Origin of the sequence: Rhodomicrobium sp. (assembly GCF_047605405.1) — a bacterium.
In the GTDB taxonomy this organism is placed as follows: domain Bacteria; phylum Pseudomonadota; class Alphaproteobacteria; order Rhizobiales; family Rhodomicrobiaceae; genus Rhodomicrobium; species Rhodomicrobium lacus.
Window position 1 is genome coordinate 1 of record NZ_JASGFR010000009.1, and the last position, 19,554, is coordinate 19,554.

17 protein-coding genes and 2 pseudogenes are annotated in these 19,554 nt (G+C 62.0%); 8 read left to right on the plus strand and 11 right to left on the minus strand.

Going from position 1 to position 19,554, the window contains the following annotated elements; translation table 11 throughout:
* Window positions 1–268 precede the first annotated feature (268 nt).
* Window positions 269–778, minus strand: a pseudogene (locus QM659_RS05340) (IS630 family transposase); the annotation flags it as partial.
* Between QM659_RS05340 and QM659_RS05345 the strand changes: the two are divergent.
* Window positions 776–895 (plus strand): annotated as a pseudogene (locus tag QM659_RS05345) (IS630 family transposase); the annotation flags it as partial. The pseudogenes QM659_RS05340 and QM659_RS05345 sit on opposite strands and share 3 nt — an antisense overlap.
* A gap of 165 nt (window positions 896–1,060) precedes the next feature.
* Here QM659_RS05345 and QM659_RS05350 read toward each other — a convergent pair.
* Window positions 1,061–2,239 carry a tyrosine-type recombinase/integrase gene (locus tag QM659_RS05350; RefSeq protein ID WP_415187643.1) on the minus strand — a complete coding sequence of 393 codons (1,179 nt, stop codon included), beginning with the start codon at window positions 2,237–2,239 and terminating at the stop codon, window positions 1,061–1,063.
* A gap of 275 nt (window positions 2,240–2,514) precedes the next feature.
* On the opposite strand from QM659_RS05350, the gene QM659_RS05355 reads away from it, so the two are divergent.
* Window positions 2,515–3,795 carry a L,D-transpeptidase family protein gene (locus QM659_RS05355; protein WP_303485969.1) on the plus strand — a complete coding sequence of 427 codons (1,281 nt, stop codon included), beginning with the start codon at window positions 2,515–2,517 and terminating at the stop codon, window positions 3,793–3,795.
* 293 nt (window positions 3,796–4,088) lie between these two features.
* Window positions 4,089–5,069 carry a DUF5996 family protein gene (locus QM659_RS05360; protein ID WP_415187644.1) on the plus strand — a complete coding sequence of 327 codons (981 nt, stop codon included), beginning with the start codon at window positions 4,089–4,091 and terminating at the stop codon, window positions 5,067–5,069.
* A 123-nt stretch (window positions 5,070–5,192) separates the two neighbouring features.
* Here the strand turns inward: QM659_RS05360 and QM659_RS05365 are convergent, their stop codons facing one another.
* The 6 genes from QM659_RS05365 to QM659_RS05390 form a co-directional block, all read right to left on the minus strand.
* A complete protein-coding gene (locus QM659_RS05365) occupies window positions 5,193–5,591 on the minus strand; it encodes a hypothetical protein (RefSeq protein WP_415187645.1) in 399 nt (132 codons plus the stop codon).
* Window positions 5,592–5,740: 149 nt separating this feature from the next.
* Window positions 5,741–6,118 carry a hypothetical protein gene (locus QM659_RS05370; protein WP_415187646.1) on the minus strand — a complete coding sequence of 126 codons (378 nt, stop codon included), beginning with the start codon at window positions 6,116–6,118 and terminating at the stop codon, window positions 5,741–5,743.
* A gap of 1,073 nt (window positions 6,119–7,191) precedes the next feature.
* A complete protein-coding gene (locus QM659_RS05375) occupies window positions 7,192–8,439 on the minus strand; it encodes a patatin-like phospholipase family protein (protein WP_415187647.1) in 1,248 nt (415 codons plus the stop codon).
* Window positions 8,440–8,643: 204 nt separating this feature from the next.
* Entirely contained in the window at window positions 8,644–9,705 is a 1,062-nt protein-coding gene (locus QM659_RS05380) for an enoyl-CoA hydratase/isomerase family protein (RefSeq protein WP_415187648.1), read from the minus strand.
* 34 nt (window positions 9,706–9,739) lie between these two features.
* Window positions 9,740–10,348, minus strand: coding sequence for a class I SAM-dependent methyltransferase (locus tag QM659_RS05385; RefSeq protein ID WP_415187649.1), 609 nt, complete (start codon window positions 10,346–10,348; stop codon window positions 9,740–9,742).
* Complete coding sequence (locus QM659_RS05390; protein ID WP_415187650.1) at window positions 10,345–11,586, minus strand: hypothetical protein; 1,242 nt, start codon at window positions 11,584–11,586, stop codon at window positions 10,345–10,347. Before QM659_RS05390 ends, QM659_RS05385 begins: the two co-directional genes overlap by 4 nt.
* Before the next feature lie 239 nt (window positions 11,587–11,825).
* Between QM659_RS05390 and QM659_RS05395 the strand changes: the two genes are divergently transcribed.
* The 5 genes from QM659_RS05395 (at window position 11,826) to QM659_RS05415 (ending at window position 15,785) form a co-directional block, all read left to right on the plus strand.
* Window positions 11,826–12,392, plus strand: a complete 567-nt coding sequence (locus tag QM659_RS05395; protein ID WP_127077278.1) for a hypothetical protein — start codon at window positions 11,826–11,828, stop codon at window positions 12,390–12,392.
* Entirely contained in the window at window positions 12,389–13,264 is an 876-nt protein-coding gene (locus QM659_RS05400) for an anti-sigma factor family protein (protein WP_415187651.1), read from the plus strand. Before QM659_RS05395 ends, QM659_RS05400 begins: the two co-directional genes overlap by 4 nt.
* A gap of 166 nt (window positions 13,265–13,430) precedes the next feature.
* Window positions 13,431–14,291: a formyltetrahydrofolate deformylase gene (gene purU, locus QM659_RS05405; protein ID WP_127077280.1), complete on the plus strand. Its 861-nt coding sequence runs from the start codon at window positions 13,431–13,433 to the stop codon at window positions 14,289–14,291.
* Between the two features lie 199 nt (window positions 14,292–14,490).
* Window positions 14,491–14,658, plus strand: a complete 168-nt coding sequence (locus QM659_RS05410) for a hypothetical protein (protein ID WP_303485941.1) — start codon at window positions 14,491–14,493, stop codon at window positions 14,656–14,658.
* Between the two features lie 227 nt (window positions 14,659–14,885).
* Entirely contained in the window at window positions 14,886–15,785 is a 900-nt protein-coding gene (locus QM659_RS05415) for a cation diffusion facilitator family transporter (RefSeq protein WP_127077281.1), read from the plus strand.
* 36 nt (window positions 15,786–15,821) lie between these two features.
* Here QM659_RS05415 and QM659_RS05420 read toward each other — a convergent pair whose 3' ends face one another.
* From QM659_RS05420 to QM659_RS05430, 3 genes are all read right to left on the minus strand, one after another.
* Window positions 15,822–16,742 carry a sugar phosphate isomerase/epimerase family protein gene (locus tag QM659_RS05420; protein ID WP_415187652.1) on the minus strand — a complete coding sequence of 307 codons (921 nt, stop codon included), beginning with the start codon at window positions 16,740–16,742 and terminating at the stop codon, window positions 15,822–15,824.
* A 56-nt stretch (window positions 16,743–16,798) separates the two neighbouring features.
* On the minus strand, window positions 16,799–17,707 hold the full coding sequence (locus QM659_RS05425; RefSeq protein WP_415187653.1) for a sugar phosphate isomerase/epimerase family protein: 909 nt from the start codon (window positions 17,705–17,707) through the stop codon (window positions 16,799–16,801).
* A gap of 195 nt (window positions 17,708–17,902) precedes the next feature.
* The gene (locus tag QM659_RS05430; protein ID WP_303485931.1) at window positions 17,903–19,105 is read right to left on the minus strand and encodes a pyridoxal phosphate-dependent aminotransferase; all 1,203 of its coding nucleotides are present in this window, start codon (window positions 19,103–19,105) and stop codon (window positions 17,903–17,905) included.
* Window positions 19,106–19,554: the final 449 nt, after the last annotated feature.

Below are 19,554 nucleotides of genomic sequence, written 5' to 3' on the forward strand. Positions count from 1 at the left end.
GTCAGATCGAAGCGCGCCATGAGAAAACTCCCTCGTTTGGGAGTTGGAATCACAGTGCGCCCGATTCGATCCACGCTCCCGCGCGGGGAGCGACTGGTGTTCCTAGAGTCGTTTTCTGATTGATTGAATCGATTGGGGATTCACGCGCTGGTCATTATCTGTTTCAAGCAGCTGGCTGGTTTGGAGGTCGGCATGGATGGCGAGACCATATTCGAAAGATTTGCGTGAGCGGGTAGCGGAGTGCGGCGAGGAAGGTGAGCGTGCGCTATTTGCCGAACGGGGCATGGGCGATCAGCGGCTTGCCGCGCGGTGCCCAGCCCCGGATCGGTGTCATGTTGGTCTTCGCCCAGGTTTCGTCGATGAAGACGAGCCGTCTTGGATCAAGCCGTCCCTGATACTTCTTCCACTGCGCGCGCCGCCTTGCGACCGCCGGTCGCGCCTGCTCCTCGGCGAACGGGCTTTTTTCGAAGCTCATGCCTTCCGAGCGGACCAGTCGCCACACCGACACCGGGCAGGTCGCAATGCCATGCTCGGCCAGTTCGGCGACCAGCGCTTTCAGCGTCAGGTCAGGCACTGCCCTCAGCCGCTCGATCACCAGCGCCCGATGCGGCTCAAGCAACCGCTTCCGGTGCCCGCCCATCGGTCGCGCCGCCGCACTCCCCGTTGCCCGCTGACGCTGCGACCACTTCACTACACTTGCCACGCTCACGTCGAACAGGGCCGCCACCTCCCGGCAACTCCGCCCCGACGCCACCGACGCCGCTACAACCGGATTGATGCGCCCTTGGTGCTCGACGGACCGATCAACGGCGAGAGCTTCACCGCCTACGTCACCCAGTTCCTCGTGCCGACACTCGCACCCGGCGACGTGGTCATCATGGATAACCTCGGCAGCCGCTGTGTTTTAAAACTCCCAAACAACGAGTCTTTCCATGGCGCATGACTTTTGATCCCGACGAACACCAGTTCGATCGGATTGAGAGCGGAAACAAGACGGCATCAAAGAGGGGCCTCGCCCCGGCTCGGCGGATCTGGGCGCCCATGCCGATAAGCCCCCGCTTCACCTTTTTCTCCATCCGTCCACGAGGTTGGACCAGTCCTGCATCATCGAGACCCTCTCGTTCCAATAAAGAGTGCGATTGTAGGCCCTTCGGACGGCATTTTTCTCGACGTGGGCAAGCTGCATTTCGATCACGTCGCTCCGATAGCCGCGCTCGTTCAAGATCGATGATGCGCTCGAACGAAAACCGTGAGGTGTCATCTTCCCCCGATACCCAATGGACTTCATTGCCTTCCTGAGAGTTCCATCTCCGAGCACACTCTTACCCACGTGAGCTGAGACAAAGATGTAATCTCCCCTACGGAATTTCGCCATGTCGCGGAGGATTGCGCGGGTCGATGCCGTCAGGGGGACATCATGAGGTCGCCCCATCTTCATTCGCTCTTCGGGGATGCGCCAGACGCCATCTTCTAGGTCAATCTCCGACCATGTGGCGAAACGAAGCTCGACGGTTCGAACGAAGGTGTGAGCGAGGAATAGCATCGCCGCCCTCACGCTCGGGGAACCTTCGTAGGTATCAATCCGCCGCAACAGCGGTGCGAATGTCTGTTCGCTTGTCACCGAGGCCCGGTTCTGAACTCGCCTACTCTTAAGCCGACCGCGAAGTACGACGGTTGGATCGGTCGGAGCACGGTCGCTCAACGCCGCGAGTTGGAAAACCTTACCCATGAGGGCGCGGGCGCGGTGGGCCATGTCAACCTGCCCTCCATCCTCGATAGATTGCAACGCTTCGAGGATTTCGTGCGGACGGAGTTCTGCTATGGGACGCCTGCCGAGAAGCGGATACACCTTCTTCCGCAGAATATGTGAGTTTACACGAACGGTCCCCTCCGAACGATCTCGTGCGAGGGAGACGAGATATTCCTCGGCTACCGCCTCAAAAGTGTTCGCCGCCGCCACCTTGGCCTTGGCGATCTCGACCTGTTTTCGATAGGACGGGTCCACACCCTCAGCTAGAAGCCTCCTTGCTTCTGCACGCTTGTCGCGCGCCGCCGATAGAGCGATGTCGGGGTACTTCCCGATGGCGAGGGTTTTGTTCTTACCGAGATGACGATAGTTCATGCGCCATAGCTTCGAGCCGTTAGGCCGAACGAGGAGATAGAGACCGTCTGAGTCGGAAAGCTTGAAATCACGCTCTGTTGGCTTCGTGGTGCGGATTTTAAAATCGCTGAGAGCCATAATCGATACCTTCAATAATACCTCGACTTCGGGTGCGCTTGGACGGTACAACGCGGGATACGACGAGACAAGTCACTTTAAAAGTTTGGAGAATCTCGTTGGATTTATTGGCTTTTGGGAGTAATTGGGACTGCACGAGATCATGGCACCGTTGACCTCGGCGTAACGGGAAAATAACCCCGTTATAGACATAATTCGGTGTCACGTAGCGCATTATGGTTACCGGCAAATCGCGTTGCGGTTGCTTCAAATTGAGTGCTGGAGACGGGATGGGGATGATGAAACCGAGGGTCTTGGCTGCTTTCATGGCGGCCGCCTTCATGGTCGTCGCAGGGTCTTTCGGAGCTGACGCTCAGCGCCGGGGAAGCTCGATCGACGATTGGCTTGGCTTTGACCAGTCGGACGACTCCTGGGAACAGCCGATGCGAGACCGCGCCTTTCAGCGCGAATGGGAAACGCAACCCGACCGCGGCTTCCCGACTCTTGCCAAGGAAAATATCGCCACCACCAAGACCGCGATCAAGCAATATGCTGAGATCGTCGCGCGTGGCGGCTGGCCGCAGCTTCCGCCGATCGAACTTCGCACCGGCATGAGCCATCCGGCTGTGGTGCAACTCCGCACGCGCCTGCAGGTGACGGGCGATCTCGCGGCTTATGGCGGCTATCCGGAGGTCTTCGACTCTTACGTCGAACAGGCGGTGAAGCGGGCGCAGCAGCGCCACGGCATTCCGCCCACGGGCTTCCTCGACCAGACGACGATCGACGCGCTCAACGTTCCTGCCAGCGCGCGACTCCGCCAGCTCCAGACCAATCTTGTGCGCCTGCAAGGCCTTGTGCCGGCCACCCCGGCTGGCAAATATGTGGTGGTGAACATTCCGGCTGCCCAGATCGAGGCTGTGAACAACAATCAGGTGGTTTCCCGCCACGCAGGCGTCGTGGGCAAGCCGGACAGGCCGTCGCCGCTTCTGACATCGGCGATCGAGGAGATAAACTTCAACAAGGAGTGGGTCGTGCCGCCCACGGTGTTGAAATACGACCTCGTGCCGAAGGGCCGCGGCGGGCAGGATGTGCTCGCGAAGTACAAGATCGACGCCTACGCCACGCATGAAGACTACGCGAAGGGCAGGAAGCTGGATCCGGCGCAGATCGATTGGTCGTCCGACGCACCGCTCCGCTACTTCTATGTCCAGGCGCCCGGCGACGAGAACCCGCTCGGCTTCGCGAAGATCAATTTCGCCAGCCCTCAAGGCGTCTATATGCACGACACGCCCGGCCAGAGCGTGTTCCAGAAGAGCTTCCGGGCCGACAGCTCCGGCTGCATTCGCGTGCAGAACATTCACCAGCTGGTGGCGTGGCTGCTTGAAGACAACGGCTGGTCGGTGCAGCAGGTGCTGCGCATGAAGCAGTCGGGCGAGCGGCTTTTTGTGCGGCTCAAGAAGCGGGTGCCGCTGTATTGGACCTATATCACGGCTTGGTCCACGCCCGATGGAACCGTGCAGTTCCGCCGCGACATTTACCGCAAGGACGGCGTGGAGGCCATCGCCTCGGCCTACTAGCCCCCGTTCGCAATCGCAGGCTTATCCGATCAAACGCCGGGCACCCGCCTGGCGTTTTTTCTTTTTGTGTCCGCTTGCAAACTGCTTTCCCGCCGCCGATCAGACGAGCCGATCAAGCTCCCGCTTCACGTCGATATATCGGGCCGCCATTTTTGCGCCGGCAGGGCACAAGATCGCGTCTCGCGGGTATCACCGTCTGCGGCCAGCGCGAACAAACCCCATTGCATCCGCGCTCGAACCAGGTCTTGCGAGCGCTGTCCGCCGTGCGGTTCGAGCGCGCCGAGGAGAAGCACATGGATTCGCTCCCGGCGTCGACATCGCGCGATTGGCCCGACATTCCCTATGCCGCATGGAAAGACACCGCCGCTACGCTTCAGCTATGGATACAGATCGTGGGCAAGGTTCGACTTGCGCTCACGCCATGGCTCAACCATTCATGGCACGTCCCGCTTTACGTGACCTCGCGTGGCCTCGACACCTCGCCGATTCCTTACGGCGCGCGAACCTTCGAGATCGCCTTCGACTTTCAGGACCACGTCCTGACCATCACGACGAGCGAGGGCAGTCGCCGCGAACTGAAGCTCGAACCGCAGACTGTCGCCGACTTTCAGGGGCGGCTCATGGAAACGCTGGGCAGCCTCGATATCGCGGTGAACATCTACGAGATACCGTCCGAAATTCCGGACGCGATCCCCTTTCGCGAGGACACTATCCATCGCGACTACGACCGGGACGCCGCCCACCGCTTCTGGCGCGCGCTCGTGCAGGTCGACCGCGTCCTGAAGCTGTTTCGAACGGGATTCATCGGCAAGTGCAGCCCCGTGCACTTCTTCTGGGGCAGCTTCGACCTCGCGGTGACGCGCTTTTCAGGAAGGCGCGCGCCGCTGCATCCGGGCGGTGTGCCGGGAGTCTCCGATGATGTGACGCGCGAAGCCTATTCGCATGAAGTGTCGAGCGCGGGTTTCTGGCCGGGCGGCAACGGTATCGACTATCCCGCCTTCTACTCCTACGCTTTCCCCACGCCGGACGACTTCAAGCGTCGCCCGGTGGAGCCGGATGCCGCGTTTTTCAGTGATGCGCTTGGCGAGTTTTTGCTGCCCTACGACGCGGTGAGGACTGCCGCCGATCCTGACTCGCGGCTCATCGCGTTTCTTCAGAGCACATACGACGCAGCCGCGACGACCGCCGGATGGGATCGCGAGGCGCTCGAATGTCCGCTGGGGCGGCCGGGCATCCCGAGGCCGCTCGACGGGCGGGGTCCATGGAAGCAGTGATCGGCGTGCGAGCACGCCGTCCCAGCGGCAATAAAGCGGCTTGTAAGCGCGCCCTTCGCTGCCCGTTTCGGTATTTCACGCGCCGATAATCGTTAAAATGGAGCGCGTCCCGACAGACCTTCCTCAACGTCGCACGCCTAGCATCGCTCCCAGCACGAGGCGAAACCTGCGTGGCTCGACGCTCATCGAGCTGAAAAGAATGGGAAACGCGTTGAGGCGTCGCCGAGCATCGGTTTTGGATCTGCGATGGAGGACGACATGGACCGGAAAGACGTGAAAGCTTTTGGACTTGGGGTAGCCGCGGGTTTGGCGATGGCGGCGCTCGCTGGCGGCGTGGCCGCGCAGGAACGAGGCCGCATCAACGATGGTCAACCGCTGCAGATCGAACGCGAGCCTAACGGGCTTGTCGAACCCAACCCGGAAAAAGGCGGCGTGATCGATGTCGACGAACTTCTCGGAGTCGAGCCCCAGAGAAGAGCGAAGGAAGATGCGGAACAGGAAAAAAGATCCGCCAACCAGCATTCCCGGCACAAGGAAAAGGGACCCGAGGGACGTTAGGATGAAAGCTTTCGCAAGAATAGCTCGCCCCTAACGCACCCTCTGAATACCGGCCCGATTCGAAAATGGCCGGCAGTCTGACCGATCGGAATGATTTGTGTCCGATCGCAGCGTCAGCGCGCGGGGGCGAACACCCTGGAAGCCTTGATGCGCTTTGCCAAGATCTCGGCAAAACCAAGCACCGCGAGGCCCGACACGATATGCGCGATGTGAACGAGCTTCGCCGTCTCGATGTCGGCGATGCCCTGCTGGTAGATCCCGATTGCCGGCGTCGCAGCCGCGACGATCGCTGCGAGGATCGCAACGAAAGTGGCGCGCGAGAAGCCCTGAATTGCGAGCAGAACCAGCGCCAGCGCCGCAAGGCCGCCAGCGGCTTTGTGAGCGAGAAGCGGAACGCCCTCCACGGGCAGGTATTTGCCGAAGAATGCCGCACCAAGGCCGAGCGCGATGAGGCCGCCAAGGCGGACCAGAATGATGAGAACCGTTGTCATGTCACTTTCCCTCGAAAGAGCACGCCGCATGGATGCGACGCGTCGCGAATGCTGCCTCGACGATTAGGCGCAAATCATGGCGAAGACGAGCGGCAGCGGGGTCGCAGCCGGGAACCGAAGGCGCCCCTCCAGCATCGTGCAGCAAATCGGATGTTGCCCCCGACGCCGTATGTTCGCGCAGCTATTGGCGCCAACACTCGCCGCGCCCTTACAGGGCGCTCCCAGCGGCGGTACTGACAGCGACACATCTGAGTCTCTGAATCGAATCGGGTCCAATTCGCTGTTCCGGCCTTTTCGGGCGAAGCACAGAACGGCTTCGCCGCGCGAAGGGGATGCCCCTGAGTTTATCCGGGCCATGGTTCTCGTAGTGCCGAACAAGAACAGGACACCGGTTGCCGCTCCCTAAAATTGGTTCGGAAATCGAAGTCATCCTGAAAGCCGCGAAAGGCAAGCTAGGACAAGTTACTCACAGGGCGAACGCCAAAGCTGAACGGCATGAGCCGAACGCCATAACCCCCGATATGAGCCCCCCGGGGATGGCCCACTGAAAGGGGCTTTCGGTTAGCTGCCGGTTTTCCCTACCGGTGAGTGTCGACGCAGCCCCTATCCCGACGCCGCCCCGCAGCAGGGCTGGCGATCGCAACGAATAGCGCTGGAAATCGAGATGGAAAACAGCCTGAAGCGGCGTAACTCCCATGTGGCGGCGATTTCCCTGGCCGTGATGTTCGGTTTCGCGGTCTGCGGACCGGCGCAACATGCTGTCGCCCAGAGCCCAGACAGCCGCATTGGCGGAGGCGCGCCGATCGCGGTCGAGCCACCGCCAGACGTCCGCGGGCCGCTTCCCAGCAATCCGGCTCCACCGCTGCAAGTCGAGCGCACACCAAACCGGCTTGGTGCTCCGCCGAGCGCCGCTTCCCCGCCCCGTGCGGGTGTGTCGGCGAAGCGCACGCCCCGCTCGCAAAGAAACCGGGTGCGACGATAGCCTCGGAAAAATACTGGAAAATGAGCGCAGTCAATTCAGAGCCGCGCCCAGATGGACTCGCCTCTTCCTCGACCCGCCTGTCAAACACGCGCTATCGGATCGACGCAATCGCCGGGCGTGGCTTCGGCGCATTCCCGGGCAACGGCACCGACGCCAGCCACGGGCTTGCCGACCGAGCCTTGTCGTAGCCGTAACGGAACAGTGTCTGCATGTAGGGCGCGTTGAAGCCGGGCTGAAGGCCGGGATTGGCCTTGAGTAGATCGTCGAACCCCTGGTCGATGAATGTCAGGTGAAAGCGACCCGGCCCCACATAGGTACTTGCGGCGTACAGCGTACCCTTGGCGCTTGCCTTGATGAGGGTGGAAAACGCGCGGGGCACCTCGGACAGTATCCCGGATTCCACCACCTCGAACTCGGGCGACAGGCGGTTGTTGATGATCACCCACAATTGGGCGGGCGTGCCCTTCGGGGTTGAAATCCCCCTGCCTGTCGCGAAGACCACATCCGGCAGGATGAAAACCTGCGTTGTCGCGCCGCCGTCGATATGCATTTCGCGGAAGCGGCGGCCGTTTGCCTGAACCTCGATATAAGTGGGGCCGAAAATGCCCGGTATGCTCGCGGAGGCGACGAGCACATCGCGGAACAGATCGCGGTATTGCGGGCCGGCGGCGGCGATGGCGCCCATATCCCAGACGACACCGCGCTGCGCATCGAGATTGGTCGTCACGACGAACAGACGACGCCCTTTCGCGTGTTCGGCGGCGACGGCTCGGAGAAGATTATAGTCGACGAAGGCATCCACGAGGTCGACGAGGGACTGGCGGCGAACTTCGGCCGTACCCAGCAGCGAGAACACGCCGCCGAGATCGCCCAGAAACTGCGCGGCGCTGCCAGCGAAAGCTTCCTGAAGCGGCGCGTCGTAGGCAGGGCCCAGAAACGCCAGCGGGGCGATGAGCGCGCCCGCGCTGACGCCCGTCACGATTGCGAATTTCGGTCGCGTCCCCGTCGCCGTCCAGCCATTGATGACGCCCGCGCCGTAAGCGCCGTCATAGGCGCCGCCGGAGAGGGCGAGCACGTCGAAGCTTCCCGCCGCTGAAATGGCTCCCGACAGGGCGGTGCCGCGCACGAACTCGCGAAGTTCCGCGTCGCTGCCGTCCACCCAGAAGCGCGCGTGCGGAATGCCGGGAATTTCGGCGATGGCCTGTTCCTGCGCCGTGAAAGGCTCGCGCGGGAGATAAGCACAGGCGGCAAGGAGAAACGCGGCCACGATGAGCGCGAATGACTGCCGCGCCGCGACCGCAAGGCGACCTCGGCGGTGCGCATCCCGATTAAAGCCCATTCCGCTTCCCTCTTGCACATCGCACATTCGAGCAAGTTTTTCCACGCGCTGTCCCGAAGCGTCAACAAGGCAGGCGCCGTTTCCTCGGATTTCGCCGCCACCGTTGCCCGCATGCAACCATTGCGGGTTGATCACGCCCCTGTGCGCAACCGCCGGCGGTCGCCTTCAGCTCGATCATGTCTTTGCGTCGGATCGCGTGCAATTTTACGCAGACCGGTCGAGCGAAACATCGCCTGTCGAAAGGGGCGCGAAGAAGCTCTCCACGAGGGGCGCGGCAACCTCGCCGATGGACGCATGGGCCCACTTCGACGAGCGGTCCTTGTCGATGACCGCGGCGCGAACGCCCTCCGCGAAATCGGCATGCCGGATGAGCCGCGTCGCAACCCGGTATTCCAGCAACAAGGCGTCCTTGAGGCTCGAAAAGGTGACGGCGCGGCGGTGCAACTCGAAGGTCAGATGCAACGCAAGCGGCGAGCGCGCCGACAGCGTGGCGAGCGTCGCGCGGGCGAAGTCCCGCCATCGTCCGTCCTCGCGCTCAAGCCCCCGGAACAGCTCTTCAAGCGAAGGCGCGGCGAACAGGCGGTCGATCGGCTCGCGCAAGGCGTCGAGCGCGCTTTCGCCCGCTGGTTCGTGCAAGGCGCCGAGCACGGTGGCGATGGTTTCCCCTTCGATCATGGCCGCCCGGATCGCGGGGAACCCCCCGCGAGGAATGCAATGCGTCACGAGGCCGAGCGCGTAAGCGTCGGCGCGGTTCAGCACAGCGCCCGTCAGCGCGAGATAAAGGCCGGTCTTGCCGGGCAGACGCGGCATGAACCACGATCCGCCGATATCGGGCACAAAGCCAATGCCGGTTTCGGGCATCGCGAAGCGGATGTTTTCGCCCGCTACGCGATGGCTGCCGTAGAGGCTCACGCCAACGCCGCCGCCCATCACCGGGCCGTCGATCAGCGCGACATGCGGCTTCGGAAAGCATGCCAGCGACCAGTTGTACCGATACTCCGCCGCATAGAAACGGTTCGCCTCTTCGGGGGCGCTCGCCGCCATGTCGCGGATGGCACGGATATCGCCCCCGGCGCAGAACGCCTTGCCTTCGGCTTCGAGCACCATGCCGTAGATATGCGGATTGGCTGCGCAGGCGTTAAGAAAGGTGTCGAGCCGTTCGATCATTGCCGGGGTCAAAGCGTTCAACGCCTTGGGGCGATTGAGGCGGGCAAGGCCCGCCCTGCCCTCTACCACGCAGGCGACTCCCTGTTCCAGATCCAGCATGTCGGCTCCATTTTCAATCGTGCCCAAGGCCAGACTACGGCGCAAGGGCGCGGACAAACAGCCACTCGGCGTGTGCGCGCGAGGTTCGCGCCTCATCGATTGTCCAGGCCGCAAAACCGGCATCGGCGAGAAACGGCTCCAGGGTTTGCCGCTCCCAATAGCAGAAGAACCGCGGCGCGCCGATTTTCTCGCTGGACCAGGCTTCCCCTTGGCCCTTTTTCAGACTGAAGGCTAAACGCCCGCCAGCTTTTATGGAGCGGATCAGTTTTTTCAGGATGAACCCGAACTCGTCTCTCTCGAAATGCAGCAGGACGGCATTCGCGAAAATGAGGTCGTAACGCTCGCCTAACTCGTCGGTCAGCACATTGAAGCGCCGGGCGTTGAGCCCCCTGGCCTGCAATTCCGTCACAAAACCGGCGACGGCGTCGGTGCAATCGACCTCGAAGCCCCTCGACGCGATATAGGCGGCGTCGCGTCCGAAGGCGCTCCCCAATTCAAGAATGCGCGCTGTGGCCGGGAGCCCCGAGAGGGCTGCGTCGATCCAGTCTTTCGCCTCGCCGCTTACCGTCTGCGCCGTGCCCTCGATATAGTCGCGCACGCGGCCGCCATATGATTGCAAGGTCTCATCATTCGAACCGCTCATTGCTGATCGCTCTCGGGAGACTCATCGGTCTTCGTGCGGTAAACGGCAACCGGGACCGGCGAGAACAGCCATGTCTTCACCTCGCTTGCGAAGGGCAGCGGCACATGTTTGAAAAGCTCCATCTGCTCGCGCCCCTTCTCACGGCCCGCGTTCTCGAAAATCAGCCAGATCTCGCGCGGCTCGATCCGAAGCGACGCGGCGAGATAGCTCAGGATGATGTCGATATGCCCCGCCGGAAGAGCGTCGGGGAAGAACAGCACGGAGGGCTGCGAAGGGATCAGAAGGCCGTCGCGGTCGCCACGCAGCGCGCGCACGTCGCGGCAGTCGAGCCAGGAGCGCGGGTATTGGGCGAGGTTCATTTCGAGGATCTCGCAGCCTTCCGTGTCGAAGGCGTAGCCCGCCGCATATTCGAAATTGCGCCGCGCGGCGAGAAGCAGCGTGCGGCCATTGCCTGCGCGGAAATCGACGAAGGCGTGGCGCTTCAGATCACGGGGCAGGACGGAAAGCGCCCAATCGAGCACCTTCTTCGGCATCGGGCCGCGATAGACGAATTCCTTTTCGATGCCCTTTTCGCCTTCGCTGATGGCGTAGACTTCGAGCGGCGGCGTCTTGCTGAACAGAAGACGCTCGGTCTGGCGGTCGAAGACATGCCGGTGCACCAGGGCGACAAGCGCGAGACGTCTGCGACTCCAATCCTTGAGACGCATGCGCCGGGACAGTGCCGCACCGAGATCGGCGGCGATGCGCCGACCCGTCCGACCAAAATGCGAGGCCTGCTGCCTTGCGCCTTGCATTCGCTCGGCTGCCGCGATCTGAAAGCCGCGCAAACTTTCCCTCGCGCGACCGAGAAAAGAGCTCCGCGGCTCCAGCGTCACGTCGACGGTGTTGGGCACGGTGAGGGAAAGGGCGCCTTCCGGCGGCAGAATCTCGACGTCGATAATGGGCGGATGCGTCCGAGGCGGCTCACTTTCGACGACCGGTGCCTGTCTGATCTGCTCGCGCGCGCTGTGCAATTCCTCGATCAGCCGCGCATGGATGACATCGGGCGCGGGCAACGGCGCGTCCGGGACATGGGTCGCCGCGCGATCCGTGGGCAGCGCTCCGCTCCGGATCACCTGTTCGAGCGCCTCCGCGAGCGGGTCCGGCTTCGCGGCGGCAGGACCGTTGAAGCTGTAGGCGCCACGGTCAGCCCTCGAAAACTTGCTCAGACGCTGCTTTTCGGAGTCGTCGTCTGTCATGCCGCCCTGCCGCGAGATTGTCCGCGAACGGCTTTCCGCCGCCGCCATAAACGCATGAATGACAGTTTTTTCACGACTTCAGCGATAAAGGCAATTGCCCTAAGCGACGAAATCGACCGAAACCCGAAGCGGCTCTGCGTTGCAGTCCCGGCTGTTGTCATTTTACCGCGCGTCAACCTTTCCATGTCATTATCGGCGAGAGTAACGGTTCTTTCAATTTGTAGAGGAGGCCGCGTATCATGGCGAACTTCGGGCAGAGTCAGAGCCGCGCGCGCGACGGTCTTCTCGCGGCGGCACCGCGTCTTTACAAGTTCGCCCTGGCGGTCACGGCCAATGCCGACCTCGCTCAGGCTCTTCTTCGCGGCGCACTCAAGAGCCTGCAAAATCGAAGGGATTGGCGCGAGGACGATCGCGATCATCTGACGGAAGCCTTCCGCCGCATCTACGCGCTCTGGAACGCGAAGCTTGCCGAAGATCCGAACCTTCAGAAGAAATACGTACCCGACGCCCGCCTCTTCAGCGCGAGCCTGCTGAAAGGATCGCTTGCCGGCAACGCCCATTTTGCAAAATTCATCTCAAGTCTTCCGTCGCAGCAACGCGCGGCTCTTTACCTCGTTTACGGTGAGGCCGCGTCCTATGACGAAGCGGCGGACGCCGTCGGCCTTGAAGTACTCGCTCTGATGAAATGCCTCGCGCGCGGCCATGTCGCGCTCTCGCATTGGCTCGACACGCGTGGCCTCTCGGATGGCCCCCGCGAGCGCGGCCTTGAAATCGATCCGTCGATCATCAGGGAGCGTGCCGCATGACGCAACTCTCGGACGAATTTCTGCTGGCCTATCTCGACGGGCAGCTTGAAAAGACCCAGGCTGCCGAAGTTACACAGCTTTCCTCGGTCAATGCCGAGGTTTCGCGGCGCATCGCCAGGCTGAAGCGGACGCAGGCCCAGCTCATCGAAACGTTCGGCGCCTTTGCGCGCGAGGACGTCTCCGTGCCAAAGGCCGCTCTCCAGACGGGGGAAACCGACGCGCAGGCGCGCCCGCAGCGCGCGGTCCAGCAAGCCGGGGCCAGGCTTTCGGGGAATACATCCAAGGTGACCCACTCGCCGGCGGCGGCGCGGCAGATGGTTTTTGTCGCGGCCGTTTTCCTGGGCGGACTTCTGGGCGGTTACGGAGCAACGCTGCTTGCAGGCGACCCCGCTCCCCTTCCCGCAAAGGACACCGACCGGCCTCTTTCCGCGGTGATCGCGCCGACGGCATGGCCGACAGACATCGCACGCTTTCACAGCTACTTCCCGCGCGAGACGCTGACACCCTATCCGGACGCCATCGCAAATCCGGAACTCATCCGCTTTCAGCTCTCCAAGATAACGGGAAGGGCGCTGACGCCGCCCGATTTCTCCAAGCAGGGCTATACGTTGTATCGCGGCCAGACGTTCAATTACCGTCAGGACCGGATGATGCAGCTCACCTATTCCTCGAAAACAGAGCCGCCGATCACCTTCTACGCCCTCCCCGGCGCAGAGAGCGGCGACAGCGAAGTCGCGGTGCAGACCGTCGGGTCGCTCAAGGGCGTGAGCTGGGTTTTCGATCGCGTGCGGTTCTTCATCACCTCGGACCGGAGCGAGGAAGATCTGAAGGTGCTCGCGGCCATCGCACAGAGCCAGACGCCGAAACGGTAAGTCTCGCTTGGTTTCAAATCGAGACGGTTTAACGCGGACCAAATGTAATGTTGCGCAAAACGCCACGTCCTGCGGCGTTAAGCTGCGCGAACGGTAGCTTCTTTCGCTTTCGTTGCGGGCGGAGTATGAAGGAGGTGTTAACCGGCCACACCTCCAAGAGCTATCCATGTCCTTTCAGAAGCCAGCGTTCGTCCTGACCCTTTCCTGCGCCGATCAATCCGGGATCGTCGCATCCATCGCCGGGATATTGGCCGAGCACGGATGCAACATCACGGATAGCGCGCAGTTTGGCGATGTGAAGTCGAACCGATTTTTCATGCGCGTTTCGTTCTCCGCGCCGGACACGATGGACGAGCCGGCGGCGGAACGCATGCTGAAGCCCGTGGTCGACCGCTTCAAGATGACCACGCGGCTTCATCCCGTGGCCGAACGCATGCGGGTTCTGATCCTCGTTTCGAAATTCGGGCATTGCCTGAACGATCTCCTTTACCGGCACCGCGTCGGCGCGCTCCCCGTCGAAATTCCCGCCATCATATCGAACCATCGCGATTTCTACCGGCTCGCCGCCAGCCACGACATTCCGTTTCACCATCTGCCCATGACGCCCGACACGAAGGAAAAGCAGGAGCACAAGCTCGCCGAAATCATCGACGAGGAGAAGATCGATCTCGTCGTGCTCGCCCGCTACATGCAGGTGTTGTCAGAAGACCTGTGCCGCAAGCTCGAAGGGCGCGCGATCAACATCCATCACTCCTTCCTGCCGAGCTTCAAGGGTGCGAAGCCTTATCATCAGGCGCACATGCGCGGCGTGAAACTGATCGGCGCCACAGCGCATTATGTCACGCCCGCCCTCGACGAGGGGCCGATCATCGAGCAGGAAGTGGCGCGCGTGGATCATTCGATGTCGATCGAGGATCTCGTCAATATGGGCCGCGACGTTGAAAGTCTTGTTCTCTCGCGCGCAGTAAAGTGGCATGTGGAACACCGTATTCTGGTCAACGGCAATCGGACCGTCGTTTTCCGTTAAGAAACGGCAAGAATAGAGCGCGCCAAGGCCGGTTTTTTGCCTTTGCGTGGCTTCCCCTTGCCATCGAGGGACGCCTTAAGGCGCAGGCAGCAAATGAAATTGTCTACGTTTTTAGTTGTTAAGTCTGAATAGATTTTTCGTTCCCGCACGAGGCTAACAACTATTATATTCAGTCAATCGCATTGTGAATGGTGATGCAATGAAAAAGATTGATAGCCTTATTGTCGAAATCCAGTCAGTAATCGAAAAACTATCTGGGATAAATGCTCGCCTACACGAAATAAAAGAAGAAAATGAAGCAATAGAAAGGGCGCGAGACAGGCTGCGCAGCCAGAAAAATATCAAAAAAAATACAAACGGTGTCTGACCCGCACAATGATCTATATTCAGGGCACTCCCCGAAGCGCCATTCAAACATCTGATAGATCTATGCTGCGTAAACTGACCTCTCCGCCAGAACGCCAAAGGTTCCTTGGGCGTACCAAGGGCCTTGGCGAGAGGCATTTTTAGCTTGTAACACCCGCGCCGAACCTGCTCTGTGTGAACCTCGAACGCGCGGCCCGAGACGCGCGATTGGTCACGAGGTCCGCTCCCATGAATGCCCTCAGCCGCTACGCGCTTCAAAGCGTCGGTATCGCTGCGCTTGTTCTTGCGCTGAAGGGGCTTGCGGCTGCGGTAACGGGGTCGGTCGCTCTCTGGTCGGATGCGCTTGAAAGCATCATCAACGTCGTTGTGGCCGCCGTCGCCTATTTCGCGCTGCGGCTCAGCGCCAAGGGACCGGACGCCAATCATCAATTCGGTCATTACAAGGTGGAATATTTCTCCGCCGTATTTGAAGGCGCGCTCATCGTTGTGGCCGCGTTCGCGATCTTCCGCGAAGCGACCGCGAGCTTCCTTGATCCGAAGCCGCTCGACGCGCCGATTCTCGGTCTTGCGATCAACGGCGCTGCCACCGTCATCAACGCGGGCTGGGGTTGGCATCTGTCTCGTATCGGGCAGCGCGAACGCTCGCCCGCGCTTTATGCCGATGGCCAGCACGTTCTAGCCGACGTCGTTTCATCGATCGGCGTCATCCTCGGGCTCATTGCGGCCGTTCTCACCGGCTGGCTATGGCTTGACGCGGTCATCGCGGCCTGCGTCGGCGGCTGGATCCTCATTTCCGGGTGGCGGCTTGTAAAGGAGAGCGTCGGCGGGTTGATGGATGCGGCCGCCGATCCCGACACGCTCGCCGCCATCAAGGCCATCATTGGCGCGGAAGCGAACGGCGCGCTTGAAGCGCACGACCTGCGCACGCGCGCCGCCGGCCCCGTCACCTTCATCGAGTTTCATCTCGTGGTGCCCGCCGGCATGACCGTGAGCGCCGCGCACGATATTTGCGACCGCATCGAGAATGCGCTGATGAGCGAAGTTCCAGGCGCTCGCGTCACGATCCACGTTGAGCCCGAGAACAAGGCAAAGCACGCGGGCGTAAGGATGCGCTCGTCGCACGCGTAACGCCGGGTGAGCCGAGAGCGCGCGCTCGCCTCGCTGTCATGCTTCGGCGCGCCTTTTCTGTGCGCGCTCGTAAGCGGCAGCCAGAGCGCGCGCGCGGACTACGCCGTCCGGCAGCGCGAAGCGATATTGTGCCGATAATTCGAGCAGGAAAAGAGCGTCCGGCGGAAAGTTCAATTCGTCCATGAGATCGTGCCAGGGAAGCCTTCCCCAGCCGAGCGGCAAATGCAGGTCGCCGAGGCCATAGGCGACGCGCTCCGACGGCACGAAAATGGCCATGTCGGCGGGATCGGCAAAGCAATCGTGCAGATGGAGATGCGCCGAAATGGCGGCCAGAGCCTTCGCTTCGGCCCGGAAGTCCGCCCCCTCCGCCGCGCAGGCAAGCGCTGCGTGAGCGAAATCGAGGCAGCCGGTAACATTCGGATGGGCGATGGCAGCGATCTCACGCGCTATTTGCGACGGCAGCGGCGCGATCCGCCCTCTGTCGGGCACATAGATGTTTTCAATGGCAAGGCTCATGCCGCCCCGCTCGGCAACATCGGCAAGTGCCCGGAACGCGTCGCGCTGGCGGGCGTAGGCCGCCTCGATCCGGCCTTCGTCGGCGCGCGCGATGTGCCCGGTGTGCAGGACGATGCGGAAGACGCCAAGCTCGGAAGCGGCTGCTATGGCCGCTTCCGCCACGATGCGGTGACGCGCGAGGAGATCGGAAGCGTCCATCATGTTGACGCCGACGGGACCGTGCGCCGTGAATGCAAACGGCCTCGTCCCGATCGCCAGCGCCAGTCGCTTCATCTGGTCGGGCAGCACCCGGCCGCCCGCGATGATATCGAGCGCGAACAGCGGCAGTTCCACGACGTCCACGCCCAGCTCTTCGGCGAGATCGAGATTGCGCCGGAGCGCCTCGAAATCGGGGTCTTCGCATGCCGCGCTCGCAAACCCTATCCCGCCTGAGATTGCCACCGCGCGCCCTCCCGTTTTCCGAATCCGGGAAACGATAGCACAGCGGCGGAGCATGTTCAGGCGTTCGCGCGGCCAGCCTTGTATACTTCAATCATGTCTTGCATCTCGCGCACGCTGTCGTCGAGCGCATACCAGTAACGCGGCGGCAGTTCGAGGTTGAAGATGACGTCGGGGCGGAAGGTGAAGCGCTGCATCATCTCCGCCCACGGAAGCTTGCCCCAGCCGATGGGCGCATGCAGGTCGCCGAGGCCGTAGGCGAGCCGTTCCGCATCCGCGTAGGTGGCGAGCTGCGTCGGATCGCCGAACGAATCATGTACATGAAGGTGGATGGCCATGCGCGCGAGCGCCTCGGCCTCCGCCAGAAAGTCCGCTCGCTGCGACGCGCAGGTAATGGCACCGTGCGAGAAATCGAGGCACGCGAAGACGTTTGAATGCCCGATGGCCTCGATTTCGTGGGCAAGGCGCGAGGGAAGCGCGGTCACCTCGGCTTCGCTCTTCGGGAAGATGTTTTCGATGGCGATGATGATGCCGTGCGCGGCGGCGATGTCGCCAAGCCTCGCGATATAGTCCCGCTGGTTGCTGTAGGCCGCTTCTATGGTTCGCGTATCGCTCTCCCTCATGACGCCGGTATGGAAGACGACATGCACCGCGCCGATTTCGGCAGCGGCCTCGACACTCGCCCGCGCCACCTCGAAGTGACGCTCCGAAAGCTCGCGCTGCATGAAGTTGACCGCAATGGGGCCATGCGCGGTGTAGCCAAGCGCGCGCGGGCGCAGCGCCTCCTTCAGGCGGCGCAGCTGGCTAGGGATGATGCGTCCGCCGGCGATCAGGTCCATCGCGAAGATCGGGATTTCGACGAAGTCGACGCCGAGTTCCTCGGCCTGACTCAGATTGCGCCGCAAGTTTTCGAAATGATAATCCTCTCGAACCGCGCTCGAGAAACCGGCTCCACGAACAGCCACCATTTTTTCACCTCTTGCTTTTGGCGCACAAGGCTAGGCTGCGCCTGCGAAGCGATGATGACATGGCGATGGGGCGGAGCGGTGACGCAACCTGCACGCAGGCAGGCGCGAACCCGAGCGCGCCGCCCACGAAGCCCGGGCATAAAAAGCCCGTGCATGAAAAGGCCGGGCAAAACCCGGCCTTTGGCATCTCTGGCGCTATTTCAGGCTTGCACAGAAACGCTGAATGCGGCGGCCCGCTTCCTCAAGCTCCTTCGCGGACGTCGCATAGGAGATGCGGAAATACGGCGACAGCCCGAACGCCGCGCCGTGGACGACCGCCACGCCTTCGTCTTCGAGCAGCGCTGTCACCACGTCCTCGTCGTTCTCCAGCACCTTGCCGCCGGGCGTCTTCTTGCCGATGAGGCCCGCGCAGGATGGATAGACATAGAACGCGCCTTCGGGCGTCGGGCAATCGATGCCTTCCGCGTCGTTCAGCATCGACACGATGAGGTCGCGCCGCTGCTTGAAGCTCTCCGCGCGCGCGGGCAGGAAATCCTGCGTGCCGTTCAGCGCCTCGACGCTCGCCCATTGCGAAATGCTCGTCGGGTTCGACGTCGTCTGCGACTGGAGCGTCGTCATCGCCTTGATGAGCGCTTCCGGTCCGCCGCAGTAGCCGATACGCCAGCCTGTCATCGCATACGCCTTCGAAACGCCGTTCACGGTGAGCGTGCGATCGTAGAGCGCAGGCTCGATCTCGGCGGGCGTCGTGAACTTGAAGCCGTCATAAACGAGGTGTTCGTACATGTCGTCCGACAGCACCCAAACATGCGGATGGCGCAGCAGCACGTCGGTCAGCGCCTTGAGCTCGTCGCGCGTGTAGGCCGCGCCCGTCGGGTTCGACGGGTGGTTGAAGATAAGCCACTTCGTCTTCGGCGTGATGGCGGCTTCGAGCGTCTCTGGCGACAGCTTGAACTTCGTGCCGATACCCGCTTCCGCGAATACGCAGGTGCCGCCCGCAAGCAGCACGATATCGGGATACGACACCCAGTATGGCGCCGGGATCACCACCTCGTCGCCGGGGTTCAGCGTCGCCATCATGGCGTTGAAGATGACCTTCTTGCCGCCGGGCGCCACCATGATCTGGCTTGGCTTGTAGTCGAGGTTGTTCTCGCGCTTGAACTTCGCCGCGATCGCCTGCTTCAGTTCGGGGATGCCGTCGACGTTCGTGTACTTCGTCTTGCCTTCGCGGATGGCCTTGATGGCGGCTTCCTTGATGTTGTCCGGCGTGTCGAAATCGGGCTCGCCCGCGCCGAGGCTTATCACGTCCTTGCCCGCCGCTTTCAGCTCGCGCGCCTTGGACGAGACGGCGATGGTGGGCGAGGGCTTAACGCGAGCGAGCGCGTCGGACAGGAAGGCCATTGTCTTTCTCCAGAGATGCGGGAATGCGCACGCAAACTATGCCTGTCGGGCAAGACGCGCAAGAGCGGTTTCCTTTGCCAAGCACGGCTCGTTACTTAGGCGGACAGCACCGGCCGCGCCGCGCGAGATGGAACACAATTTTCTGATGCAGGCCGCTCTTCTTTCCCTTTACATCGGAAAAGTTCGATGACACCCTGAACGTATGAGCAATGCAACGAAAGGAGGTGATCCGATGTCGAGTGGGATTTCAGCGCTGGAGCAGCAGCTTGTGCGTGTCCCGGCGTCGTTGGAGCAGCCTCCTGCGAATGCCTGATGCGCCGTAGCGTTGCGCCATTGGATGGCGCAACGGGCTGTGTGACAGCCTGTCTCACGAAGCCGCGGGAAGCGACACCCGCGGCTTTTTCTTTGTCCGCCGATAGTCCGTCCTCACATCGGTTTCAGCGCTTTTT